The organism is Micromonospora sp. NPDC002389, from assembly GCF_040296095.1.
In the GTDB taxonomy this organism is placed as follows: Bacteria; Actinomycetota; Actinomycetes; order Mycobacteriales; family Micromonosporaceae; genus Micromonospora.
This window is the reverse complement of record NZ_JBEOWP010000018.1, coordinates 99,863-120,456: the sequence shown is the minus strand read 5'-3', so window position 1 is coordinate 120,456 and position 20,594 is coordinate 99,863. Positions and strand designations below refer to the sequence as shown.

General features: G+C 72.1%; 16 protein-coding genes and 1 pseudogene. 9 read left to right on the top strand and 8 right to left on the bottom strand.

What is annotated here, in order from left to right; genetic code table 11:
• Positions 1 to 118 (top strand): annotated as a pseudogene (locus ABT008_RS30530) (SigE family RNA polymerase sigma factor); the annotation flags it as partial.
• Positions 118 to 1,488: a WD40 repeat domain-containing protein gene (locus tag ABT008_RS26760; protein WP_350699515.1), complete on the top strand. Its 1,371-nt coding sequence runs from the start codon at positions 118 to 120 to the stop codon at positions 1,486 to 1,488. The pseudogene ABT008_RS30530 and the gene ABT008_RS26760, both read left to right, overlap by 1 nt.
• Here ABT008_RS26760 and ABT008_RS26755 read toward each other — a convergent pair whose 3' ends face one another.
• The 3 genes from ABT008_RS26755 to ABT008_RS26745 all read right to left on the bottom strand — a co-directional run bounded on the left by ABT008_RS26755 (position 1,489) and on the right by ABT008_RS26745 (position 5,459).
• On the bottom strand, positions 1,489 to 2,079 hold the full coding sequence (locus tag ABT008_RS26755; RefSeq protein ID WP_350699513.1) for a DUF1707 SHOCT-like domain-containing protein: 591 nt from the start codon (positions 2,077 to 2,079) through the stop codon (positions 1,489 to 1,491).
• Between the two features lie 90 nt (positions 2,080 to 2,169).
• Positions 2,170 to 4,047, bottom strand: a complete 1,878-nt coding sequence (locus ABT008_RS26750) for a serine/threonine-protein kinase (RefSeq protein ID WP_350699511.1) — start codon at positions 4,045 to 4,047, stop codon at positions 2,170 to 2,172.
• 95 nt (positions 4,048 to 4,142) lie between these two features.
• Positions 4,143 to 5,459: a glycosyltransferase family 4 protein gene (locus ABT008_RS26745; protein ID WP_350699510.1), complete on the bottom strand. Its 1,317-nt coding sequence runs from the start codon at positions 5,457 to 5,459 to the stop codon at positions 4,143 to 4,145.
• A 367-nt stretch (positions 5,460 to 5,826) separates the two neighbouring features.
• Here ABT008_RS26745 and ABT008_RS26740 point away from each other — a divergent pair, with 367 nt between their 5' ends.
• Positions 5,827 to 7,740 (top strand): Xaa-Pro dipeptidyl-peptidase, encoded by a 1,914-nt coding sequence (locus ABT008_RS26740; protein ID WP_350699508.1) that lies wholly within the window; start codon positions 5,827 to 5,829, stop codon positions 7,738 to 7,740.
• A gap of 95 nt (positions 7,741 to 7,835) precedes the next feature.
• Here the strand turns inward: ABT008_RS26740 and ABT008_RS26735 are convergent, their stop codons facing one another.
• On the bottom strand, positions 7,836 to 9,770 hold the full coding sequence (locus tag ABT008_RS26735; RefSeq protein ID WP_350699507.1) for an amylo-alpha-1,6-glucosidase: 1,935 nt from the start codon (positions 9,768 to 9,770) through the stop codon (positions 7,836 to 7,838).
• A gap of 42 nt (positions 9,771 to 9,812) precedes the next feature.
• Here ABT008_RS26735 and ABT008_RS26730 point away from each other — a divergent pair, with 42 nt between their 5' ends.
• The 4 genes from ABT008_RS26730 (at position 9,813) to ABT008_RS26715 (ending at position 15,190) form a co-directional block, all read left to right on the top strand.
• Positions 9,813 to 12,515: an MGH1-like glycoside hydrolase domain-containing protein gene (locus tag ABT008_RS26730; RefSeq protein WP_350699505.1), complete on the top strand. Its 2,703-nt coding sequence runs from the start codon at positions 9,813 to 9,815 to the stop codon at positions 12,513 to 12,515.
• Positions 12,516 to 12,585: 70 nt separating this feature from the next.
• Positions 12,586 to 13,164 (top strand): TetR/AcrR family transcriptional regulator, encoded by a 579-nt coding sequence (locus ABT008_RS26725; protein WP_350699503.1) that lies wholly within the window; start codon positions 12,586 to 12,588, stop codon positions 13,162 to 13,164.
• Positions 13,165 to 13,440: 276 nt separating this feature from the next.
• On the top strand, positions 13,441 to 14,331 hold the full coding sequence (locus ABT008_RS26720; RefSeq protein ID WP_350699502.1) for an acetyltransferase: 891 nt from the start codon (positions 13,441 to 13,443) through the stop codon (positions 14,329 to 14,331).
• Between the two features lie 184 nt (positions 14,332 to 14,515).
• Complete coding sequence (locus ABT008_RS26715; protein WP_350699527.1) at positions 14,516 to 15,190, top strand: HAD family hydrolase; 675 nt, start codon at positions 14,516 to 14,518, stop codon at positions 15,188 to 15,190.
• 365 nt (positions 15,191 to 15,555) lie between these two features.
• Here ABT008_RS26715 and ABT008_RS26710 read toward each other — a convergent pair whose 3' ends face one another.
• From ABT008_RS26710 to ABT008_RS26695, 4 genes are all read right to left on the bottom strand, one after another.
• On the bottom strand, positions 15,556 to 15,825 hold the full coding sequence (locus ABT008_RS26710; protein ID WP_350699500.1) for a hypothetical protein: 270 nt from the start codon (positions 15,823 to 15,825) through the stop codon (positions 15,556 to 15,558).
• 47 nt (positions 15,826 to 15,872) lie between these two features.
• Positions 15,873 to 16,304 (bottom strand): RusA family crossover junction endodeoxyribonuclease, encoded by a 432-nt coding sequence (locus ABT008_RS26705; protein WP_350699525.1) that lies wholly within the window; start codon positions 16,302 to 16,304, stop codon positions 15,873 to 15,875.
• Positions 16,305 to 16,487: 183 nt separating this feature from the next.
• A complete protein-coding gene (locus ABT008_RS26700; RefSeq protein ID WP_350699498.1) occupies positions 16,488 to 17,192 on the bottom strand; it encodes a VOC family protein in 705 nt (234 codons plus the stop codon).
• Positions 17,193 to 17,454: 262 nt separating this feature from the next.
• Positions 17,455 to 18,033: a DsbA family protein gene (locus ABT008_RS26695; protein ID WP_350699496.1), complete on the bottom strand. Its 579-nt coding sequence runs from the start codon at positions 18,031 to 18,033 to the stop codon at positions 17,455 to 17,457.
• A gap of 305 nt (positions 18,034 to 18,338) precedes the next feature.
• Between ABT008_RS26695 and ABT008_RS26690 the strand changes: the two genes are divergently transcribed.
• Complete coding sequence (locus tag ABT008_RS26690) at positions 18,339 to 19,604, top strand: ABC transporter substrate-binding protein (RefSeq protein WP_350699494.1); 1,266 nt, start codon at positions 18,339 to 18,341, stop codon at positions 19,602 to 19,604.
• Entirely contained in the window at positions 19,601 to 20,593 is a 993-nt protein-coding gene (locus ABT008_RS26685; protein ID WP_350699492.1) for a carbohydrate ABC transporter permease, read from the top strand. The genes ABT008_RS26690 and ABT008_RS26685 overlap by 4 nt, the downstream gene beginning before the upstream one ends.
• Position 20,594: the final 1 nt, after the last annotated feature.

Genomic DNA, 20,594 nt, shown 5'->3' with positions numbered 1-20,594 from the left:
CGCCGAGGTGTTGGGTTGTTCGGTCGGCACGGTCAAACGGCACGGGCATGACGCGTTGCGGCGGCTGCGGGAGATCGCCCCCGATCTGGTCGACGGCACGACCGAAAGGAGCAGTTGATGACCGCACGACTGCGCGAAGCACTGCGGTCCGGTGCCGAGGAGGCGCCGGTCTATCCGGTGTACGAGCGGGCGCTGGCCACCGCACGCCGCACTCGCCGCCGGAACTGGAGTGCGGTCGTGGCTGCTCTGGTCCTGATCGTGTTGACCGTGACAGTGGTTCCGTCGGGGCGTGCCCCGAGCGTGGACCCGGCCGCTGCCGGAACCGCCGCGCTGCCCGACCGAATCGACCTGCCGCCGATCGGTGCGCTGCACGTCACCGACCGACCTCGTATCGGTCCGGCTGCCGTCCTGTTCAGCGGGGAACGAGGGCGGCTGAACGGACCGGACGCCACGGAATACGTCGGGGCGGTCGGTGCCGACTCCGACCGCTACCGGATCCTGCGACCGGGGCCCGGGGCACCGGCTGGCGACAAGGTCCTACTTTCCCCGGACGGCCGGTACGTCGCCTGGTCCGACGACGACGGCGTCGAGATCATCGACCTTGTCACCGGCCGCACCCGAGGTCTGCCCGGCGGAGGACCAGTGGCGTGGTCGCCGGACGGCAGCCGGCTGGTGGTCCGGGACACGGTGGACCTCGACCCGCAGGGAGAGACCTATCGGGTGGTGCTCAGCATCGTCACGCTGGACGGCGGACACCGCACCGAACTGCCCGACGTGCCGCGACAAGCGATCGTCGGCCATCCCGCCGCCTTCTCTCCCGACGGGCAACGGCTGGCCTACCAGGTGGGCCGCGAGGTGACGGTCGTCGGCCTGGACGGCAAGCGGCTGGCGTCGTACTTCCTACCGCCGGAGTCCTGGCTGGCGGGCAAGGGCGCGTGGACCGCGGACGGCCGGTGGCTGACCGTGGCCACCCGTCGCGCGGACAGCACCGACTGGAGCCTGCGCCTGCTCGATCCGGCCACCGGGCGGGAGGCCAGGCCACTGGACCTGCCGGCCGTCTCCGACGTGACCACCATTCGCCTGCTCGGCTGGGGGCCGGACGGATCCGCGCTGGTCGTGGCCTTCACCCCGAATCCGCTGTCCGAGGACCGGTTCGACCAGCCGCTGGAGATCGACCAGCGCACCTCGTACGGGAGCGTGCGGGGCGTGCGGGTGCTCGCGCTGACGCCGGGTGCTGCCGAGCCGCGTACCGTGCTGACCGCTCCGGATCAGATTCTCGCGATCGACGTGGCCGACGGTGTGATCGAGAGCGGTCGGGTGCGGGAGGCGAGTCCGCCCGGTGGGGTGGGCGGCCGGTTCTGGTGGTGGACGGGGCTGATCATCCTGGTCTGGGGCGGGATCGCCGCCTATCGGGGCCGGGTCGGGCTGGCGCTCTGGTTCGATGACCGGCGGGTCCGGCGGGCCCGTGCCGCAGAGGGCGAGGGGTGATCAGCTCCACCAGCGTTTGCGGGGCGCCCGGACGGTCACGTCGCCGAAGATGGCACGGCAGGTCACCTCGATCACCGGGGAACCGGGGGTGACCGGCCCGGTCAGCTTCGACTTCTTGTTGCCGAAGACCGCGCTGCCGGTGAGCCGAACGTCCGTGCCCTCCGGCACGACGACGGTGACGTTGCCGAAGATCGCGTCCGCGTCGATCCGGGTCACCCGGGCGGAGATCTCGGCCTCGTGCAGCTCGATCCGGCAGTCCCCGAAGATCGCCCGCGCCTCGATCAGCTCCGGTGCCGTCCAGGCACCCTTGCGGACCTCGTTGCCGAAGACGGCCAGCAGCTTCTCCGGCGTCGGGGCGAGCGCCCCGGTCGACCGGCCCAGCGTCCGACCCGGGACGTCCGGCAGGTCCGTGGTCAGCCGGGCCAGCTCACCACGCGTCTGGGAGGCGTGTGCGGCACCGGCCCGTTCGGTGTACTCGTCGAGGGTGATCCGGCCCTCGGTCACCGCTTTGCCGAGCACTTCCACGACCTCCTCCCGCTCCCGGTCGGAGACTCGCAGCCGGTCAGTGTCGTCGTGCCGTTCCCGTTCCACGCCCCCGAGCCTAGCGGCGTCGCGCACCGACCCACTGCACCCCGCCTCCGTCGATGCCCCAGCACAGCCCCTGGTCCCGGCGCTGAGGAGTCAGCGGCGGGGGCGGAAGCTGGTGCGGATGGTGGTGAACTGGGTGGTCGAGGGCTTCCAGTCGTACTCGTGGGTGATCCAGCCGAGCGTCCAGGCGCGGTCGCGGGTCCGCCCGTCCGGCACGATCTGCGTGGCGCGGAGCCGGTCGCCGTGCGGGGTGAGCCAGCCGAACTCCCACGCGGTGGCGTCGCCCACCCGGCCGAGCCGGAACTCCTGGTACCCGGGGAGGGTGCCGGCGGCCAGTTCCCGGTCCCGGACCGCGCGCAGCCGCGCCACCGGCCCGAGGCTGGTGTCGGTGGTCCGGGCGACGGTGAGCGCGCGCCCGGTCGCCGGATCCTGGAAGCAGGCCACGTCGTCGTCGCGGGAGTACCGCCACTGCTCCGGCACGGCCACCCGGAAGCCGGTGCGGTCGGTGTGCCAGGCCCAGCCGGTCGGCGGCCGGAACGTCTCGTCGTCGGTCTCGGGGGTGGCGGTCTCGATCGGCCCGCCGTCGACCCAGGGCCGCACGCAGGGCAGCGGCGGGGGTACCAGTCCGCCCGGTGGCGGTGGGGGCGGAGGTCTCCCGTCGCGCGGACCCGGGCCGCCCGGTCCCGGGTCGGGGCCGCCGGCCTCGTAGGGGGCCGTCCCGGGCCACGATTCGGTGGCCCCGTGGGGTGCGTCCGGGTGGTCGTCGCCGGTGCCCACCACGGTCAGCGCGGTGCCGATGCCGGCGGCCATCGCCACCAGGACGGCGACGGCGGCGAGCGCCCAGGCCCGAGGTACGGCGACCCGGTCGCGGTCCGGGTCGCCCGCGCGGTCCTCGGGCGTGACCAGGGCAGGCGCAGGTGGCGGCTCGTCCCGGTCGTCGTCCCGGTCGCCGCCTGCTCGTTCATCGGCTCGGTCTCCGGACGCCCAATCGGGAAGCGCGCGACCTCGGGGTGCGGAGCGGGCGGAGCCCCGAGGGTGTCGCGCGGGCTCGGCATCTGCGGCGACCTGTGGATCCTCGACCGGCGAGTCCCGGGCTTCGGAGACCCGTGACGGGTCGGTGGGCAGAGGAGCGGTCTCGTCACCGGTCTGCGGTGGGGTCTCGTCGGGGCCGGCGGCGGCGAGCAGTCGGCGGCGGGTCTCGGGGTGGTCGGCGCGGTGCGCGGGATCGCGGCGCAGCAGCCCGGCCAGGACCGCCGAGAGCGGTCCGGCGTGCCGGGCCGGGTCCGGTGGCGCGGAGGCCAGCGCGCTGAGGGTGGCCATGGCGGTGCTGCGGGCGTACGGTGAGCGGCCCTCGACGGCCGCGTAGAGGGTGGCGCCCAACGACCAGAGGTCGGCCGGCGCGCTGGACACGCCCTCGGCGGCGCGTTCGGGGGCGACGTACTGCGGGGAGCCGAGGATGGTGCCCGCGCCGGTCATCGCCCCGTCGCCGTCGAAGACGGCCAGCCCGAAGTCGGTCAGCAGCACCCGGCCGTCGTGGGCGAGGAGCACGTTGGCGGGCTTGACGTCGCGGTGCAGGACTCCGGCCTCGTGGGCGGCCCGCAACGCGTCCAGCAGGGCCAGGCCGATGCGGGCGGCGCGCTGCGGTGGCAGTGGCCCGTCGGTGTCGAGGACGTCCTGGAGGGTACGCGAGGGCACGTACTCCATGACGATCCACGGTGTGCCGCCGTCGGAGACCACGTCGTAGACGCGGACCACGTTGGGGTGGTTGAGCCGGGCGGCGGTGCGGGCCTCGCGCAGCGTACGGGCGCGCAGGTGGTCGAGTTCGTCACCGCCGAGCCGGGCGGGCAGGACGACCTGCTTGACGGCGACCTGCCGGTGCAGCAGCTCGTCGTCGGCCCGCCACACGGTGCCCATCCCGCCGCGACCGACCAGGTCGAGCAGCCGGTACCGGCCGGCGATCAACGCTCGCACGTGTCCCCCATCCACCGTCCGGCGTACACACTAGCCAGTGGATCGGGGATCACCTATTTCGCGCGCGCGTGTCTCGACGGTCGGCAGGCGGCCCCTCACACGGCCAGCAGGTTGCCGTCGGGGATGGTGATGGTGCGGCGGCGCGGCGACGGGTCGACGGCGGGGTGCCGGGCGTGCGTGGGCCCGTGTTCGCGGCGGGCGACGGCGTAGGTCTCGGCGGTGCGGGCGGCGATGGTGGCCCAGCCGTACCGCCGTCCGACCATGGTGCGGGCCGCTCGGGCGACCCGGCGGGCGAAGACCTCGTCGCCGAGGAGGTGGCCGACCGCGCCGGCCAGTGCCGACGGGTCGCTGTGCGGGAAGGTCACACCGGTGACGCCTGGCTCGACGATCTCGGCCAGGCCGCCGGTGCGGGCCACCGCCAGGGGCGCGCCGGCCGCCGCGGCCTCCAGCGCGACCATGCCGAAGGGTTCGTAGAGGCTGGGGACGACGGTGGCGTCGGTGGCGCCGAGCACCGCCGGTAGCTGGGTGTTGTCCAGGAAGCCGGCGAAGCGGACGCTGCCGCCGAGCCCGAGCTGCCCGATGCGCTCCTCCAACTCGCCCCGGTACGGGCCGTCTCCGGCGATCAGCACCCGCAGCCCGGGGTGCCGTTCCCGCAGCTCGGGTACGGCGTCGACCAGGTGCTGCACGCCCTTCTCGTAGACCAGCCGGCCGGCGTACCCGACGAGTGGGCCGTCTCCGGCGAAGCGGGCGCGGGCGGTGGCGACCGCGCGGGGGCGGGCCCGCCAGGCCCGGTCGTCGACGCCGTTGGGTACCACGTCGACGTGGCCGGCGGGGACGTCGAACAGCGTGGTGATCTGCTCGCGCATGTAGCCGGAGCAGGCGATCAGCCGGGTGGAGGCGTTGCTGAGCCAGTGCTCGACGCCGTGGATGGTCCGGTTCATCTCCTCGGGCAGCCAGCCCTGGTGCCGGCCCGCTTCGGTGGCGTGGATGGTGGTGACCAGCGGCAGGTCCAGGTGTTCGGCGACGGTGATCGCGGTGTGCGCGACCAGCCAGTCGTGGGCGTGGACGACGTCGTAGTCGTCGGTGTCGGCGGCGCGCAGGGCGGCGCGGGTGAGGGTGTGGTTGAACGCCATGGTCCAGGCCAGCAGGGAGCCGGTGGCCAGGGGAAAGGTGACCGGATCCTCGGCGGCGCGCACGACGCGTACGCCGTCGACGTGTTCCTCCAGCGGCGCGCCGTCGGCGTGGCGGGTGACGACGGTGACCTGGTGCCCGGCGGCGGCCAGGGCGACGGAGAGGGCGTGTACGTGGCGGCCGAGCCCGCCGACGAGGACGGGTGGGTACTCCCAGGACAGGATCAGCACCCGCTGCGAGCGTGCGGCGTTGATGTCGATCACGTCGGCGTTCGGTGACATACGCGCCCCCTTGGAGTTGTCCCCGCGCGGCCGGCATCAGGCCCCCCGGCGGGCCTGTCGGTGTCGCGGCTGGATCGGGACCAATCCTGGTCGGGGCTGGATAACCAGCGGAGACGTAGCCGTTGCGGTGGTGTAAAGGGCTGCCGGCGGGTGCGCGGCGGCCGGGTCGCCCGGGTGCGGTGGGGGCGCGCGCCGCGCCTCTGCGACATTCGTAGGAGTCGATCGTTGGTATGTCCCACAGGTGTCGGATGACCTGCCACGTCCGGCTTCGTAGGTTCTATTCGGACGGTGTACCGACGGGCCCTGGGTCCGCCCGCCAGCTCCGGTGTGCGGCGGCCGACGTCGGGTGCCGGGAAGGAGAAGCAGGATGCGAACCACGAGGCGATGGTGGGTTCCGGCGGTGGCGGTCGCGGTGATCGCGGCAGTCCTGCCGGTGACCCCGGCGACGGCGCAGCCGGTGACCGCCGGTACGGGACCGGTCGTCGCGGACGGCGTCACCCAGCCGGTGTTCGGGTACGCCGACGCGATCCGCGAACGGATCTTCGTGACCTCCGACGTCGACACCGACGCCGACGGCGCGCTCGACGTCGTGGCGATGGACATCATCCGGCCCCGGGCCAGCGAGCAGGGACTGCGGGTACCGGTGGTGATGGACGCCAGCCCGTACTTCTCGACGGTCTGCCGGGGCAACGACAGCGAGTGCAAGGCGGACCTGGACGGCGACGGCCTCAACGACCGCTGGCCGCTGTTCTACGACAACTACTTCGTGCCGCGCGGCTACGCGGTGATCCTGCTGGACATGATCGGCACCAACAACTCGACCGGCTGCCCGGTGACCGGCGGGCGGGCGGACAACATCAGCGCGCCGACCGGCATCGACTGGCTCAACGGCCGGCGCAAGGGCGTCGACGCCGAGGGCAACGAGGTCGTCGCCGACTGGCACAACGGTCGGACCGGCATGATCGGCAAGTCGTACGACGGGACGCTGGCCAACGCGGCCGCCGCGACCGGCGTCGACGGGCTGACCACCATCGTGCCCATCTCGGCGATCTCCAACTGGTACGACTACTCGCGCAGCAACGGGCTGGTGACCCGGGCCAACAACTACTCGGGCAGCCTGGCCAACAACGTCACCAACCCGGACCGGCGGCAGTACTGCGCCCCGGTGCGGACCCAGCTCGGCCAGGGCGGCGACGACGCCACCGGCGACTACAACGACTTCTGGGCGGAACGGGACTACCTGCCGCACGCGGGCCAGGTCAAAGCCAGTGTCTTCGTGGTGCACGGCATCAACGACGACAACGTCCGGGCGGACCACTTCAGCAAGTGGTGGTACGCGTTGGCCGAGCAGAACGTGCCGCGCAAGCTCTGGCTGACCGGCACCGGGCACATCGACCCGTTCGACTTCCGCCGCGCCGAGTGGGTGCGGACCCTGCACCGCTGGTTCGACTTCTGGTTGCACGGCATCGACAACGGCATCATGCGGGAGCCGGCGGTCGACGTCGAGCGGCTGCCGGACGTCTGGGAGACGCACGCCGACTGGCCCATCCCCGGCAGCCGGCCCACCCAGGTGTTCCTGCGGCCCGGCACCGACGGTGGCCCCGGCGGGCTGTCGGTGAAATCGGGCCCTGGTAACCGCTCGGCGACGTTCCGGGACACCCCGACGATGAGCCAGGCCACCGCGATCCGGCACCCGTCGGATTCGTCGGCCAACACCGAGAACCGGCTGGTGTTCCTCTCCGCGCCGCTGACGGCGCCGCTGCACATCTCCGGTACGCCGATCGTGCGGATCAAGGCGTCGGTCGACGGTACGGACACCAGCTTCGCCGGGTTGCTGGTCGACTACGGCACCCGGGAGCGGTTCAGCACCAGCGGCGACGGCATCCAGACCCGCAGCACCGAGGACTGCTGGGGCGAGGCGGCCACCTTCGGCGGGTACGCGGAGGAGGGCTGCTACCGGCAGACCGTCAAGACCGTGGCGAGCAACCCGCAGGAGTTGGTGACCAAGGGCGTCGTGGACGGGCTGAACCTCGACTCGCTGTACGTGTCGACGCCGCTGGTGCCGGGCGCGAAGTACGGCGTGGACGTGCCGCTGATGCCGGAGGACTACGTCTTCGAGACCGGCCACCAGATCGGCGTGGTGCTGCTCGGCTCCTACTCCGGCTACAGCAGCCGGGCCAAGCAGACCCGGGCGCAGATCACCGTGCACTTCGACAGCACCCGGATCACCCTGCCGGTGGTCGGTGGCCGCCAGGCCGCCGTGGCGGCGGGCCTGGGCTGACCCGGTGTTCCTGGGCTGACCCGGTGGGCCTGGGCTGACCCGGTGGGCCTGGGCTGACGTGGTGGGGCGCCCGTGCGGGTGCCCCACCACCCGGGTCACCGGCGGGCGCGTAGCAGCTCTGCCACCGACCAGGCCTGGAACGGGCAGCCGGTGGCGATGTGCGGGGCCCGGCCGTCGGCGGTCTCGCTGACCGACCCGAGGCCGTACTCGGTCAGGTGCGCCTCCAGCCCGGTGAACAGCGTGTCGACGGGCAGACCGGCGCGTCGGCTGGCGTCGGCGTACGGGCCGATCAGCCACGGCCAGACGGTGCCCTGGTGGTAGGCGCTGTCCCGCTCGGCCGGTCCGCCCCGGTGCCGGCCGATGAAGCCGGGGCAGTCGGGGGAGAGGCTGCGCGGGCCGAGCGGGGTGAGTAGCCCGGCACCGACCAGGCCGACCGCGCGCGGGTCCGCCTCCAGCGGCGCGAACGGCAACGACCAGGCCAGGAGCTGGTTGGGTCGCAGCAGGTCGTCGTCGTGGAAGGCCGCACCACCGAGCGGGTACGCCGGGGCGGGGGCGTCGACGACGTCGTGCAGCCAGCCGGACGGGGTGGGGAAGCGGTCCCGGAACGCCTTGGCGGCCCGTTCGTGCAGTCGGTGCAGCCCGTCGGAGTCCTGCCCGGCCAGGTCGGCCAGCTCGGCGACCCCGGCCACCCCGTTGACCCACAGCGCGTTGACCTCGACCGGCTTGCCGTGGCGCGGGGTGACCGGTACCCCGTACACGCGGGCGTCCATCCAGGTCAGTGCGGCACCGGGGGCGCCGGAGGTGAGCAGCCCGTCGGCCGGGTCGACGGCGATGCCGTAGCGGGTGCCGGCCAGGTGGGCGTCGACGACGCCACGCAGCGCCGGCAGCAGTTCGTCGCCGAGGTCGGTGTCGCCGGTGACGGTGACGTGTCGGCTGACCGCGTGCAGGAACCACAGCGTGCCGTCGACGGTGTTGTACTCGACCCGGCCGGTGTCGGCGGTGTTGGCCAGCATCCCCTCGGAGAGCGTCGCCGCGTACGCGCGCAGCAGCTCACGCCCGCGATCGGCCCAGCCGGTCCGCAGGAACAGACCCTCGTAGGAGATCATCGTGTCCCGCGACCAGGCGCCGAACCACGGGTAGCCGGCGACCACGTCCACGGGCGTGTCGTTGGTGCGCACGATGAACGCGTCGGCGGCCAGCGCCAGCGTGGCCTCGACGTCGTCGGCGGGCTTGGTCGACGCGACGACCTCCCGGTTGCGGCGGCGGGCCGCCGCGACCACCTCGGTGGCCGGTGGCGGCGCCGGAGCCGGGTCCTGCGCCCAGGCCAGCACCGACACGGTGTCGCCGGGGTGGCGCAGGGTGTCGCGGAACTGGCCCGCGTACCAGAGATCCTCCTCCGGGTGCAGGCCGCGCGCGGCCTCCTCACGGTGGTAGACGCCCCGCCACCAGTGGCCCTGCGGGGACCAGCCGGGCCCGGACAACCGGTACGCGCCCTCGATGACCGCGCCACCGTCGACCGGGTCCATCCGCAGCGGCGGACCGTCGGCGCGCCGCTCGCCGTGGGCGTCGCGCCAGGTGCAGGCCGCCGCCAGCTCCAGCTCGACCGGCCCGCCGCTGATCAACCGGTGCACCACCGCGACGCAGGAGCGGCCGTGCAGCATGGCCAGCTCCCGCTCGATCACCACGTCACCGATGCGCCACCGCCACCGGGGCAGCCCGTCGGTCAGGTCGAAGCGCTCCAGCAGCTCGAAGCCGCGCGGGTCGACGTCGCCGGAGACCCACTCGTGCGCGCCGAGGCGGACCCGGGCGCCGGAGGGCAGCAGCACCGCCGGGTCGAGGCTGACCAGCCCCACCTTGCGGGCGGCCGGGGTGTCGCCGGGCGCCACCAGCAGCCCGTGGTACCGGCGGGTACGCAGCCCGCCAACGGTGCCCATGGCGTACCCGCCGAGGCCGTCGGGCACCAACCACTCGCGGCCGGCGGCGCTGGTCAGCTCTCCGCAGACCTGCGAGCCGAAGCGAATCTCGATCAACTTTCCTCCACCGGCGGCGAGGTGTAACACGACACGACGACAATGGCCGCTGTGGTGAAGTACCCCAGCGGCGTCGAAGATGTAAAGGTGATCACTGACGGTTCGTCCTCCGCCCCGGCCCCCGACGCGGAACGGGTCCGGCTCGCCCAGGCCGATGCCGGCGAGCAGGACTGGCGTGCATGGGGTCCCTATCTGTCCGAGCGGGCGTGGGGGACGGTACGGGAGGACTACAGCGAGCACGGCACAGCCTGGGACTACTTCCCCCATGACCACGCGCGGTCCCGAGCCTACCGGTGGTCCGAGGACGGCATGGCGGGCGTGTGCGACGACCGACAGACCTTCTGTTTCGCCCTCGCGCTGTGGAACGAGCGGGATCCGATCCTCAAGGAACGGATGTTCGGTCTCGGCGGGGACGGCGGCAACCACGGCGAGGACGTCAAGGACTACTGGTGGTACGAGGACTCCACGCCCACCCATTCGTGGATGCGCTGGCGCTACCACTACCCGCAGGCCGCCTTCCCGTACGACGAGCTGGTCGCGGTCAACGGGCTGCGCGGACGGGACGACACCGAGTACGAGCTGGTCGACACCGGCATCTTCGACGACGACCGGTACTGGGCGGTGACCGTCGACTTCGCCAAGGCCACCCCGACCGACCTGTGCATGGTGGTGACCGTGGTCAACCGGGGGGACCGGGCCGAGCGGCTGCACGTGCTGCCGCACCTGTGGTTCCGCAACACCTGGGCCTGGGGGCTGCCCGGCGGTGACCGGGTGCCGCAGATCGTCGGGGAGGGTGCTCGGCTCGTCGGTGAGCACTGGGTGCTCGGGCAGGTCCGGCTCGAAGGCGACGGCGACCCGACCCCGCTGCTCTGCGACAACGACACCAACGCCGAGCGGCTGTGGGGGCTGCCGAGCCGGACGCCGTACCCGAAGGACGGCATCAACGACCACGTGGTCGACGGTGCCGAGACGGTGAACCCGGAGCTGACCGGCACCAAGGGCGCGCTGCACTACGTGCTGGACGTGCCGGCGGGTGGGCAGCGCCAGATCCGGCTGCGGCTGACCCGTACGGCCCCGCCGCCCGGTGCCGTCGACCCGCCTCCGGCAGACCTGGGCGACGGCTTCGAGGCCGTGGTGTGGGCGCGGCGGGCGGAGGCGAACCGGTTCTTCGACGGGGTGATCCCGGCCAAGGCCAGCGCCGACGAGGCGTTGATCGCCCGGCAGGCCATCGCCGGGCTGATGTGGGGCAAGCAGTTCTACCACTTCGACGTCAAACGGTGGCTCGACGGCGATCCGGGATCGTCGCCGCCGGCCGGGCGTCGACACGGCCGTAACAGTGCCTGGTGGCACATGACCAGCTTCGACGTGATCTCCATGCCGGACCCGTGGGAGTACCCCTGGTACGCGGCCTGGGACCTGGCCTTCCACTGCGTGAGCATCGCGCGGGTGGACCCCGGCTTCGCCAAGGACCAGCTACTGCTCCTGCTGCGCGAGTGGTATCTGCACCCCAACGGGCAGATCCCGGCGTACGAGTGGGCGTTCGGCGACGTCAACCCGCCGGTGCACGCCTGGGCGGCGTTGAAGGTGTTCGAGATCGACGGCAGCCGGGACCACGACTTCCTGGCCCGGATGATGCACAAGCTGCTGATGAACTTCACCTGGTGGGTCAACCGCAAGGACACCGGCGGCAACAACGTCTTCGAGGGCGGTTTCCTGGGGTTGGACAACGTCGGCCCGTTCGACCGGTCGGCGGCGTTGCCGGTGGCCGGGGTGCTGGAGCAGTCCGACGGCACCGGCTGGATGGCGATGTACGCGCTCAACCTGCTGGACATCGCCATCGTGCTGGCCGAGCACGACCGCACCTGGGTGGACACCGCGACGAAGTTCTTCGAGCACTTCACCTACATCGCCGCGGCCGCGTACGACCAGGGGCTCTGGGACGACGAGGACGCGTTCTTCTATGACGTGCTGCGGCTGGCCGACGGGACGAAGGTGCCGTTGAAGGTGCGTTCGGTGGTGGGGTTGCTGCCGCTGGCGGCGGTCACCCGGCTGCCCGCGCGGACCCTGCACCGGCTGCCGGAGTTGGGCGCCCGGTTGCGCTGGTTCCTGACCAACCGCCCCGAGTACGCCTCGGTGGTCGGTGCCCGACGCATCGGTCCGGACGGGCGGCAGCAGCGGCTGCTGTCCATGTGCGGTCCGGAGCAGGTGGTCCGGGTGCTCGCCCGGATGCTGGACACCGACGAGTTCCTCTCCGAGTACGGCCTGCGGACGTTGTCACGCGCGCATCTGGACAAGCCGTTCGCGGTGACCCTGGGTGGGCAGGAGTTCTGCGTCGGTTACGAGCCGGCCGAGTCGACGAGTGGGCTGTTCGGCGGTAACTCCAACTGGCGTGGCCCGATCTGGATGCCGACGAACTTCCTGCTGATCAGCGCGCTGCGGGACTACGCGGCGTTCTTCGGTGAGGACCTCCAGGTGGAGTACCCGACGCGCTCCGGGGTGAAGAAGACCCTGGACGAGATCGCCGACGATCTCTCCGCCCGGCTGATCGCGTTGTTCACCCGCGACGACTGGGGGCGGCGGCCGATCTACGGCGCGGCGCAGTTGTTCCAGACCCATCCGGACTGGCGGGACCTGATCGCCTTCCCGGAGTACTTCCACGGCGACAACGGCGCCGGGCTCGGTGCCTGGCACCAGACCGGCTGGTCGGCGCTGGTCGCCGACCTCATCCTCACGCTGCGGCGCTGACCGGCCGGGTCAGAGTCGCCATTCCGTCGCGAGGGGTCCACCGGGCGGCACCGCGACTACCCTCGGCGGGGTGTCCGGAGCAGAGCACGGAGACGGTGAGCCGGGCGGCGACGCGATCGTCGCCACCGCCTGGCGGTTGGCCGAGGCCGAGGGCTGGGCGGGGGTGACCGCCCGCCGGCTGGCCGAGCGCGCCGACGTCGACCTCGGGGCCCTCTACGAACGCTTCGCCGACCGGGATGCGGTGGTCGCCGCCGTCGCGGTGCGGGGCTTCGCCGACCTGGCCGCCGCGCTGACCGCTGCCCGTACGGCGGTCGACTGCCCGGCCGAGGTGTGGCCGGCGGTGATGGCGGCCTATCTCGATTTCGCCTACGCGCATCCGGAGATCTACGACGCGATGTTCGCTCACACTCCGGACCTCACCCTCGGGGCCGAGGAGGTGCCGGAGACCGTCGCGGCGGCCTTCGGTGAGCTGCGGGCGGCGCTGACCGCGTCCGCCGCCGCCCAGGACGACGACACGCTCGCCGAACTCGGCTGGAGCCTGCTGCACGGCATGGTGATGCTCACCCGGGGTGGTCGGTTGCGTCCCGAGGCCCAGGAGCAACGCGAACAACTCGTCGGCAACCATCTCTTCGGCCTCCGCGACCGGTGACGCTGGCGGACCTCACCCTGCCGGTCCCTTGCTGACAGGTCCGAGAGCGGGGACCGTGCGGCACCGTCCGGGGCGGGGACCGTGCGGCGCAGGTCCGGGGCGGGGGACCGCACGACCGACGAATCGGGTTGCGGCAGTCGGGGACGGCACGTAGCTTCGCTGGCACGCCGTCGAACCGGAAGGAGGTCAGAACAATGTCCGATGTTCTGCGCCCCCTCCGCGACCCGGCGTCCACGCGGATCTGAGCCGGGGCGCCGCGTCCCGGAGGATCACGCCATGGCCGATCTGGTCATCCGCCCGCTCGTCGCGGGCGAGGAAGAGTTGTTCGAATCGATGCCCGACCCGTTGCCGCAGCTGCGGCAGGTCGGCTACGCCGACGGACTGGCCTGCGGCGGTTTCCGCCCCGAGCACACGTGGGTGGCGGTGCGCGCCGGCCGAGTGGTCGCCCGAGCGGCCTGGGCACTTCCGCCCGGTTCCGTCGGCGATCCGTGGCTGGACCGGTTCGACCTGGCCACCGCGCCGCAGGACGGTGCCGCGCTGCTGAGCGCCGCGCACGAGGCGCTCGGTGGCCCGAAGACGTACCACGCCGCGCTGCCCGCGTACTGGCGTCGGCAGCCGGAGGTACGCGCCGTGGTCGCGGCCCCGATGGCGGCGGCCCGGCTCGCCGGCCTGGTTGAGCAGGGGGAGCGGCTTCGGTGCTCGTGGACGGGCGGACCGCTGCCGGTGCCCGCCGGCCGGTTTTCGTTCCGCCCGGCGACCGACGCTGCGGAGATCGACGCGCTGGTCGCCCGGATCGGCGAGCCTGACCTGCTCACCGGTGCGGAGACCGCGCGGGCGGTGGCGGGGGTGGATCTGGCCACCGATCCGCTGTCCTGGCTGACCGGCCCGGTGCAGGACTGGCGCGTCGCGCTGGACGGCGGCGAACCGGTCGGTCTGGCGGCACCGGTGGGTCGGGCCTGCTTCCCCATGATCGCCTATCTCGGCGTGCGGGAGGAGTCGGCGCGAGCCGACCTGCTGGCCCACGCCGTCGGCACGCTGCACACCGGGGGTGCCCACGAGGTGATCGCCGACGTGGACGCGCACCGGGTGGCCGTGGTGGCGGACCTGGAACGAACCGGGTTCCGCCGGATCCGTGCCCGGGTGACTTTCGCACCAGCCGAAGCCTGACCCGCAGCACGCCGCACCGCAGTTCAGGCCCGCGATCGTGGACAGTTTCCGCCAGCGAAACGGAAACTGTCCACGATCGGTGCCTGCCGCCGCCCTCCAGGGCAAGGTAATCGGGTGGCCGAGGGGGGTCGGGTTGCCTAGGGTCGCGGGCGTGACGCATGACGGGTTGATCGAGCCGGGCCGGGTGCTCGTCTTCGACGCGGACGACACGCTCTGGGAGAACAACGTCGTCTTCGAGCGGGTGATCGACGACTTCCTCACCTGGGTGGACCATCCGACGCTCGACCGGACGCAGTTGCGGGCGGTGCTCGACGACATCGAGCGGGCCAACGCCGTCGCGCACGGGTACGGCAGCAAGGTCTTCCTGCGCAGCCTGCGGGAGTGCCTGGAGCGGCTGCGGGAACGGCCGGCCACCGAGGCGGAGCGCCGCGAGATCGACGAGCTGGCGGTGGCGCTGGTGAACCACCAGGTCGAGCTGATGCCGGGGGTGGCCGACGCGCTGGACGAGTTGGCCGGGCGGCACGAGTTGCTGCTGCTGACCAAGGGGGAGCGCGAGGAGCAGCAGCGCAAGCTGGACGCGTGTGGGTTGCTGCACCACTTCGCGGCGGCGCACATCGTGCCGGAGAAGAACGTGGCGACCTATCACCGGCTGAGCCGGGAGCACGGCGTCGATCCGACCCGGGCGTGGATGATCGGCAACTCTCCGCGCTCGGACATCCTGCCGGCGCGGGCGGCCGGCTGGCGGGCGGTGTTCATCCCGAACGCCAACACCTGGGTGTTGGAGCACGACGAGCTGGACCCGAGCGACGAGGGCGTACTGCATCTGCGTGCTTTTCCCGACCTGCTCAGGCACTTCTGACGCCGACCGGGCCGGTGGCGCGGTGCTCCGCTGGCCGGCTGGTCCGACCGGGTTAGCGCCTCGCGCCCGCCGGGTGTTACAGGCTCCTGCCGCTTTTCCCGCTGCTGGCAAGAGTCCGTGCCGGCCCGCGCGGGCTCGGCCCCGGCGTGCCTAGCCTCGTCCCCAGGTACCGCGACTCGCCGGGGTGGGTCGCGGTACCGGGTTCGGTCGTGGGGCACCGTGGAGCTGAGTGCTGGCGGGCCGGCTGCCGTGCTGGGGCTTGCTGACACGCGCGCCGGCATGCGGCTGGTGCGCTGCCCACGCCGGACGGGTCAGGGCCGGAGCGTGCGGGTCCGGTCCTGACCCGTGTCGTCGTCGAGCCCGGCTCAGGTGGTCTCGCCGCGCACGATGGCGACGGCGACCCGGCAGAACTCGTCCATGTCGGGCTGGAAGGCAGCGGCGATGTCCGGGTGCAGACCGGCGCGGGTCTCGTCGAGCAGCTGCTGACACACCTGCTCCACCGGCTCGCCGGTGTAGGAGTCCCGGATCCGGTCGGCGGCCACCTGGAGTGCCGATGTCAGCTGCTGCTCCAAGGGCCCGCGCAGTTTCTCCTGGACCGGGTCACGAGGTTCCAGCGTGACATGTGGCTCCGACATCGGTGCTCCCTTCGTCGGCGGCAGCGGTACCCGACCGCCACCGTCCGTCAAACCACGTTCGGTACCGCCGCGACGCGGACCTGATACGAGAAGTCCTCGCCCGGCTCCTCCACGTACGACAACCGGCGGATCTGCTTGTCGTCGTCGTAGAGGGCGACGTCGACCAGGACACCGAGGTGGGCGAGGCCGATGCTGGTCACGCGCTTCTTGTCCTGCAGCACCGCACACACCCCGCCCAGCAGGGTGCTGGCGTCGGAGGTGCGGTGCCCGGGCGGGCAACGCAGCGTCAGGTCCACCTCGATCGGGCCGGACAGCGGGGTCCAGCCGGTCTTCTGTGCCGCCTCGCAGGCGGCCTGGAGCAGGGCGCGGACCCTCGTCGCCTGCCGGTGGCCGGCGGCGAAGATGGACAGCGCCTCGGTCTTGACCGGTGGCAGGCCGCTCACCTCGAACGTCAGGGCGAGAGCGCGGGTGTCCTGCACCACGACGGCACCTCCTCGTTGGGGACGATCCTGCCCAACCGGTGGACCGGTGACGGGGTGTTCCCGCGAGAACCCACCGATCGGCGGATCGGGGTGGGCCGGTGGCGTTACGGCGGCGACGGCGTACGCGCTGACGGCACGGCAGGTGTCACGCTAGTCGACCCGACGGCCGCCCGGTATCACTCAAGTGGTGGGATGCGGCGCGAACGCACAGAATTCGTTGCCCTCCGGGTCGGCCAGCACCCACCAGCTGACCGTGTCGTCCGGCTCCCGCAGCAGGCTCGCTCCGGCGGCGATCAGCGCGGTCGGCTCGGGGTCGACGAGATCGACGTCCCAGTGCAGTCGGTTCTTGACCGTCTTGCGTTCCGGCACCGTGTCGAAGATCCAGAAGTCCCACGGGAACCCGCTCGCGCCGACGATCTTGGCGTACCCCTCGTCGCTGGGGCGGACCTCGCCGCCGACGACGCCGGACCACCAGGCGGCCTGGGCGGCCGCGTCGGCGGAGTCGACCACCAGCTCGAACGGGCCGGGCGCAGCATCTTCGCCGGGCGGGACGGCACAGAACTGGTTGCCCTCCGGGTCGGCCAGCACCCACCAGTCGATCTCCGAGTCGGGCTCGCGGACGATCCGCGCCCCGGCCGCCAGCAGCGCCGTCGGCTGCGGCTCGGCCAGCCACAGATCAAGGTGTACGCGGGTCTTGACGCTTCGTGGCTCGGGCACCCGGTTGATCCAGATCGCCTCGGCCGAGGACCGCCCGACCGGCGGGTCGACCCTGCCGTCACCGTCCCCGGTGTCGACCAGGCTTCCGCCGAGAATGCCGGCCCAGAACCCGCCCAGGGCACGGGTGTCGGCGGCGTCGAGACAGAGGTCCTTGAAACGCGCGAGCATGCCACCGATCCTGCCCCCAACCCCGCCCGGCCGCACCCCGCCCCGCCGCACCGTGTCCGCCGCTGCCTGCCCTGGCACGCCGATCATGGAGTTGAGGTCGCCGTCGATGTGGAGTGTTCGGACATCTCGGGTGCCACACGACCATGATCGACGTGGTGGGGGCGACCAGGGCGGGGTGGGCAGGTTCCGCAAAGAGTGGCCGCGCCGCCCGGGGTGACCGAGCGGCGCGGGGCGGCAAGGTGGGTGTGCGGCGGGGGAGAGGTCAGCGGCGGCCGCGCTTGACCTCGTGGAAGGCCGACATGCGGAACAGGGGGAGCAGGCTGTCCCAGAGCAGCAGGGTGTCGTCGAGGTCGGGTACCTCGGTGAGGATCGGGCCGTGCAGACCCCGGTCGGCGCCGGGGACCATCAGCACCGGCGAGCCGATGTCCGGCCCGGCCGAGCCGAACGCCAGTGCGTGCGAGGTGTGCACCTCGGCGTCCCAGCGGTCGTCGTCCAGCGCGGCGGCCATGTCGTCGAGACCGGCCGCCGTCACGGCCTCCGCGACCAGCTTGTCGCTGGGCGGGTTGCCGGCGTCGTGGGTACGGGTGCCCAGCTCGGTGTAGAACCGGCCGGCGTCCTCGTGGCGGCCCTCCGCGCGCAGCGCCTCCACCAGCCGCAGCGCCCGGCTCGACGCCGCCATCGCCTCGGCGTACTCCGGTGGGGCCTGGCCCCCGCTGAGGATGCTCAGGCTGAACGCCCGCCACTCGATGCGCAGGTCACGGGCTTCGGCAGCGGCGACCAGCCAGCGTGACGTGCGCCAGGTCCACGGGCAGGCGGGATCGAAGAAGAAGGTGGCGTCCACCGCCCGAGACTAACGCCCACCGTTCGGGTCGGCCTCCGGTGTGACCTGGACCACGCAAAGTGACGTTTAAGTCGTGTCACGCGGTGGGTTTCGCGGCTTCCCAGCTCGGGCAGTGTTGCACCCACGAGGCGCCAGGGCGGCGAACCGGCAGGTCAGAAGCCCTGGCCGCGTCGTCGTGCGCCGGGGCACGAGACCTCTTTCCCCGGGTTGTTGGTCGAGACCGAGGGAGGGGTCATGGATCAGCCGTACAGCAGGCCCGGCGCCGTGGTGCCGGGCGGCGCCCCGGAGCGCGGCGGAGTACCGGTATGAGCAGACGCCGACCTCGGGCACGTGTCGCGGCGGCGACCGCCGCGCTGACCTTGCTGGCACCGATGGCCGCCTGCGCCTCCGGCGGCGACGGCGGGGTGCCCACGATCAACCTCTACTACCCGCCGGAGGAGAACTTCCAGCAGGTGGTCGACCAGTGCAACACGCAGGCCGGTGGGCGCTACCGGATCGACTACCGGGTGCTGCCCCGTGAGGCCGACGAGCAGCGGGTGCAGATGGTGCGCCGGCTCGCGGCCGACGACGACGGCATGGACGTGCTCGGCCTCGACGTCACCTGGACGCAGGAGTTCGCCGGCGCGAAGTGGATCCTGGAATGGACCGGGCAGGACCGGACTGAGGTCGAGGACGGCACCCTGGAGGGGCCGCTTGCGACCGCCCGGTACGAGGACAAGCTCTACGGCGCACCGAAGAACACCAACGTCCAGCTCCTCTGGTACCGCAAGGACCTGGTGCCCGAACCGCCGACCACCTGGAACGAGATGATCCAGATGGCGCAGCGACTCAAGGAGCAGGGCCAGCCGCATCAGGTGCTGACCATGGGCGCCCAGTACGAGGGCCTGGTGGTGCTCTACAACACCCTGGTGGCCAGTGCCGGCGGCAACATCCTCAACGCCGAGGGCACCGAGGCCGCGATGGACGAGGGCGCGGTGCGGGCGCTGGAGCAGCTCCGCGACTTCGCCACGTCCGGCGTGACCTCGCCGTCGTTCAGCAACGCCATGGAGGATCCGGTCCGGCTGGACTTCCAGGCCGGTAACGGCGCCTTCCAGATCAACTGGCCGTTCGTCTATCCGGCGATGCAGGAGGCCAACCCGCAGTTGGCCGAGCAGGTCGCCTGGGCGCGGGTGCCCGGCATCGACGAGGGTACGCCCGGCCGGGTCACCATCGGCGGGATCAACCTCGCGGTCAGCTCGCACTCGAAGCACCCGACGGAGTCCTTCGAGGCGGCCAAGTGCCTGCGCAACGCGGAGAGCCAGAAGTTCTCGGCGATCAACGACGGTGTGCCGCCGACCATCGAGAGCGTTTACGACGACCCGGAGATGGACGAGGCGTACCCGATGAAGGAGACCATCCTCGAACAGCTGCGGGACCCGGCGGTCCGGCCGCTGACCCCGGCGTACCAGAGCATCTCGACGGTGATGTCGGCGATCCTGTCGCCGCCGTCGGCGATCGACCCGCCCGCGACTGCGGACGAGCTGCGCGACGCCGTCGCGGACGCGCTGGAGTCGAGGGGAGTGCTGCCGTGACCGAGCGAAGCACGACGAGCGGCACGGACACGGTCGACGAGACGACCGACGGTCCCCGGCACGCGACGGTGCCCGCGCAGCGGTCCAACCGTCGCCGCAAGGCCCCGCTGAGCGAGAACAAGCGGGCCGAACGGAAACTGGGCTGGCTGCTGTGCGCGCCGGCCGCGCTGGTCATGGTCGCGGTGACCGGTTATCCGATCCTCTACTCGGTGTGGCTGTCGTTGCAGCGCTTCGACCTGCGCTTCCCCGACGAGCGGGAGTTCGTCGGCCTGGACAACTACGTCACCGTGCTGACCAACGACTTCTGGTGGACCGCGTTCGGCGTGACGATGCTGATCACGGTGGTCACCGTCGCCGTGGAACTGGTGCTCGGCATGGGGCTCGCGCTGGTCATGCACCGGACGCTGGTCGGCCGGGGAATCGTGCGCACGGCGGCGCTGATCCCGTACGGCATCGTCACGGTCGTCGCCGCCTTCTCCTGGCGGTACGCCTGGACCCCCGGCACCGGTTATCTGGCCAACCTCTTCTCCGACGGCGCACCGCTGACCGAACGGGCCAGCTCGCTGGCGATCATCATGCTGGCGGAGATCTGGAAGACCACGCCGTTCATGGCGCTGCTGCTGATGGCGGGTCTGGCGCTGGTGCCGGAGGACCTGCTCAAGGCGGCCTCCACGGACGGGGCCACCGCGTGGCAGCGGTTCACCAAGGTGATGCTGCCGGTGATGAAGCCGGCGATCCTGGTCGCCCTGCTGTTCCGCACCCTCGACGCGTTCCGGGTCTTCGACAACATCTATGTGCTGACCAACGGGGCCAACCAGACCTCGTCGGTGTCGATGATCGCCTACAACAACCTGATCCGGGGCCTGAACCTCGGCATCGGGTCCACCATGTCGGTGCTGATCTTCATCGCCGTGGCGATCATCGCATTCATCTTCGTGAAGCTGTTCGGTACCGCTGCCCCCGGCAGTGACGACGGGGAGAGGCGCTGAG

What these genes read in the sequence shown, in the direction of transcription:
- ABT008_RS26760 (WP_350699515.1), top strand. Translation starts at nt 118, where the DNA reads ATGACCGCACGACTGCGCGAAGCACTGCGGTCCGGTGCCGAGGAGGCG.
- ABT008_RS26745 (WP_350699510.1), bottom strand. Translation starts at nt 5,459, where the DNA reads ATGTCACCGAACGCCGACGTGATCGACATCAACGCCGCACGCTCGCAG.
- ABT008_RS26740 (WP_350699508.1), top strand. Translation starts at nt 5,827, where the DNA reads ATGCGAACCACGAGGCGATGGTGGGTTCCGGCGGTGGCGGTCGCGGTG.
- ABT008_RS26730 (WP_350699505.1), top strand. Translation starts at nt 9,813, where the DNA reads ATGGCCGCTGTGGTGAAGTACCCCAGCGGCGTCGAAGATGTAAAGGTG.
- ABT008_RS26720 (WP_350699502.1), top strand. Translation starts at nt 13,441, where the DNA reads ATGGCCGATCTGGTCATCCGCCCGCTCGTCGCGGGCGAGGAAGAGTTG.
- ABT008_RS26710 (WP_350699500.1), bottom strand. Translation starts at nt 15,825, where the DNA reads ATGTCGGAGCCACATGTCACGCTGGAACCTCGTGACCCGGTCCAGGAG.
- ABT008_RS26700 (WP_350699498.1), bottom strand. Translation starts at nt 17,192, where the DNA reads ATGCTCGCGCGTTTCAAGGACCTCTGTCTCGACGCCGCCGACACCCGT.
- ABT008_RS26690 (WP_350699494.1), top strand. Translation starts at nt 18,339, where the DNA reads ATGAGCAGACGCCGACCTCGGGCACGTGTCGCGGCGGCGACCGCCGCG.